At 75.0% G+C, this 3581-nt stretch carries 2 protein-coding genes; both read left to right on the forward strand.

Features of this window, described 5'->3' with window-relative positions; translation table 11 throughout:
• The coding region (locus AB0J52_RS32230) for a coiled-coil domain-containing protein (protein WP_500186594.1) at positions 1-1539 on the forward strand (1539 nt) is incomplete at its 5' end.
• 369 nt (positions 1540-1908) lie between these two features.
• Positions 1909-3581: CTP synthase (pyrG, locus tag AB0J52_RS32235; RefSeq protein WP_500186595.1), on the forward strand; the 1673-nt coding region annotated here is incomplete at its 3' end.

Consider the following 3581-nt stretch of genomic DNA (forward strand, 5'->3'; position numbering starts at 1 on the left):
AACCAGGTCAGCACCGCGCAGAGCGAGGCCGCCGCGCAGGTGCAGGCCGTCCAGGCCGAGAAGGAGACCGCGCAGCGCGACGCGGCCGCGGCGTGGGGCGAGGTGCAGCGGGCGCGCGGCCAGGCCGAGCAGGCCGAGCGGCGCGCCGTGGAGGCCGAGCGGCGGCTGGCGGAGGCGCAGGCCGAGTCGGCCGCCCAGCTCCAGGCCGCCCAGGCCGAGAAGGAGACCGCCCAGCGCGACGCGGCCGCCGCCTGGAACCAGGCGCAGCAGGGCCGCCAGCAGGCCGACCAGGCCCGCGCGCAGGCCGAGCAGGCGCAGGTCCAGGCCGAGCAGTCCCGGGTCCAGGCCGACCAGGCCCGCACCGCCATGGAGCAGGCGCGCCAGCAGGAGCAGCAGGCCCGGTCCCAGGCCGAGCAGGCGAGGACGCAGGCCGAGCAGGCCCGCCAGCAGGAGCAGCAGGCCCGCGCCGAGGCGCAGGCCGCGGCCGGGCGCGCCGAGGCCGCCGAGCGCCGCACCGCCGAGGCCGAGGCGACCGTCCGGCAGGCGATGACCCAGCGGGACCAGATGAGCGAGGCCCGCGACGACGCGCTGCGCGCCGTCGAGGACGCCGTCGCCGCCCGCCGCGCGGTCGAGGCCGAGCGCGACCGGATGGCCGAGCAGGCCGGCGAGCTGTCCCGCGCGCTGGAGGGCGCGCGCGGCGAGCTCGCGCAGGTCCGCGCCAAGCTCTCCGACGCCGAGATGCAGGCGCAGAACCTGCAGCACGCGGTCGCCGCCGCTGCGAAGGAGGCCGAGGAGGCCCGCAACCTCGCGCAGGCCGCCGAGACCCGGATGCGCGCCGCCGAGGCCCGCGCGAACGAGGCCGAGCGCCGCACCCAGGAGTTCGAGGTCCGCGCCAAGGCCGCCGAGAGCCGCGCCGCCGAGAGCGAGCGCCGCACCCAGGAGGCCGTGCAGCGGGTCGGCGAGGCCGACCGCCGCGGGCAGGCCGCCGAGAGCCGGATGAAGGCCGCCGAGTCCCGCGCCGCCGAGGCCGAGCGGCGGCTCGCCGAGAGCGACCGGCGGGCCGCGGAGGCCGAGCGCCGCGCCGACACCGCCGAGGTCGAGCGCAAGCAGGCGCTGGACACCGCCGCGCAGACCCTGGAGGCCGCCAAGAAGGCCGAGCGGGAGCGCGACTCGGCCGTCGCGGCGCTGGAGGCCGCCGAGCGGCAGCGGGAGACCGCGGTCCAGGCGCAGGCGCGGTCCGAGTCCGAGCTGACCATCGCCCGGGGCCGCGCCGACACGGCCGTCCGCGAGCGCGACCAGGCGTCCGCCGCGATGCGCCAGCTCGCGACCGAGCGGGACGCGATCGCCGAGAAGCTCGCCGAGCGGGACCAGTGGGTCGACCAACTCGCCCAGGCGGTCACCGAGCAGCGCGCGCAGATCTCCGAGCTCGCCCAGGAGCGGGACGCCGCCAAGCAGGCGTCCGAGCAGGCCCGGGGCCTGATCGACGAGCTGACCCGGCAGCTGCGCACGATCATGCCGTCCGGCGCGCCGCCGCGCTGATCACCGTCCGGCGGGCCGCCGGCGAGCCCGCGCGGCTCCCAGCGGCCCGCAGCGGCGGTCTCCGCTCCTCACCGCACCCGGGCCCGGCTCGGGGCGGCGCGGGGCCGGAGACCGCCGCTGCGGCTTTCCTGGACGTCCTCCCGGTCCCGGCGCGCCCGGGCCCGGCCGCCGGATCGCTGGTGTCGGGCCGCCGGGCGGGAACGAGACGGGAGCGTTCCAGCGCCGGGACGCCCCGATGTGGGGAGTGACACGCCTGGTCGGGGTCGTCCCGGATGTCGCGCGGTCGGCGGGTGATATTCTGGTGGCCCGTGGACAGTGCGGTACCGATTTCCGGTTCATCCGCCTCGTATCGACCACGGGAGAGTCTTCTTGCCTTCGGCCACCACTGGTAGCTCACGTCCTACCAAGCATCTGTTCGTCACCGGCGGTGTCGCCTCGAGCCTCGGCAAGGGACTCACGGCCTCCAGCCTGGGACGTCTGCTCGCGCTCCGCGGCCTGCGGGTCACCATGCAGAAGCTCGACCCTTACCTCAACGTCGACCCCGGCACGATGAACCCCTTCCAGCACGGCGAGGTGTTCGTCACCGACGACGGCGCGGAGACCGACCTCGACGTCGGCCACTACGAGCGCTTCCTCGACACCGAGCTGCACGGCTCGGCGAACGTGACCACCGGCCAGGTGTACTCCAACGTCATCGCCAAGGAGCGGCGCGGCGAGTACCTGGGCGACACCGTGCAGGTCATCCCGCACATCACCAACGAGATCAAGGACCGCATCCGCGGGATGGCCGACGGCCAGGAGGTCGACTTGGTCATCACCGAGGTCGGCGGCACGGTCGGCGACATCGAGTCGCTGCCGTTCCTGGAGGCCGTCCGGCAGATCCGGCACGAGATCGGCCGGGACAACTGCTTCTTCCTGCACGTCTCGCTGCTGCCCTACATCGGGCCGTCCGGCGAGCTGAAGACCAAGCCGACCCAGCACTCCGTGGCGGCGCTGCGCTCCATCGGCATCCAGCCGGACGCGATCGTCTGCCGGTCGGACCGGCCGATCACCGACGGGCTGAAGCAGAAGATCAGCCTGATGTGCGACGTGGACCGCGAGGCCGTCGTGTCGGCCGTGGACGCCGCCAGCATCTACGACATCCCGAAGGTGCTGCACGCCGAGGGCCTGGACGCCTACGTGGTGCAGCGGCTCGGGCTGCCGTTCCGCGACGTCGACTGGGGCTCCTGGGACGAGCTGCTCCAGCACGTCCACCAGCCGTCCCGCGAGGTCACGATCGCGCTGGTCGGCAAGTACATCGACCTGCCCGACGCGTACCTGTCGGTCACCGAGGCGCTGCGGCACGGCGGGTTCGGCAACGACGCCCGGGTGAACATCCGCTGGGTCAAGTCCGACGACTGCGAGACCCCCGAGGGCGCCAAGCGCGAACTGGACGGCGTGGACGGCGTGCTGATCCCCGGCGGGTTCGGCGTGCGCGGCATCGAGGGCAAGCTCGGCGCGATCCGGCACGCCCGCGAGAACCGGGTCCCGCTGCTCGGCATCTGCCTCGGCCTGCAGTGCATGGTCATCGAGGCCGCCCGGCACCTGGGCGACCTGCCGGACGCCGGCAGCGCCGAGTTCGACCCGGCCACCGCGCACCCGGTCATCGCGACCATGGCCGACCAGCTGGACGTGGTGTCCGGCGAGCGCGACATGGGTGGCACGATGCGGCTCGGGCTGTACCCGGCCGACCTGGCCGAGGGCTCCATCGTCCGCGAGCTGTACGGCGAGGCCAAGGCGTCCGAGCGGCACCGCCACCGCTACGAGGTGAACAACGCCTACCGCGACCGGATCGAGGAGACCGGGCTGCGCTTCTCCGGGCTGTCCCCGGACGGCCGCCTGGTCGAGTACGTCGAGCTGCCGCGCGAGGCGCACCCGTTCTTCGTCGGCACCCAGGCGCACCCGGAGTTCCGGTCCCGCCCGACCCGCCCGCACCCGCTGTTCACCGGGCTGGTCGGCGCCGCGATCGAGTACGCCGACGCGCGCGGCGCGGGCGCGTCCGC

Source organism: Spirillospora sp. NPDC049652 (assembly GCF_040675125.1).
Taxonomy (GTDB): Bacteria; Actinomycetota; Actinomycetes; order Streptosporangiales; family Streptosporangiaceae; genus Spirillospora.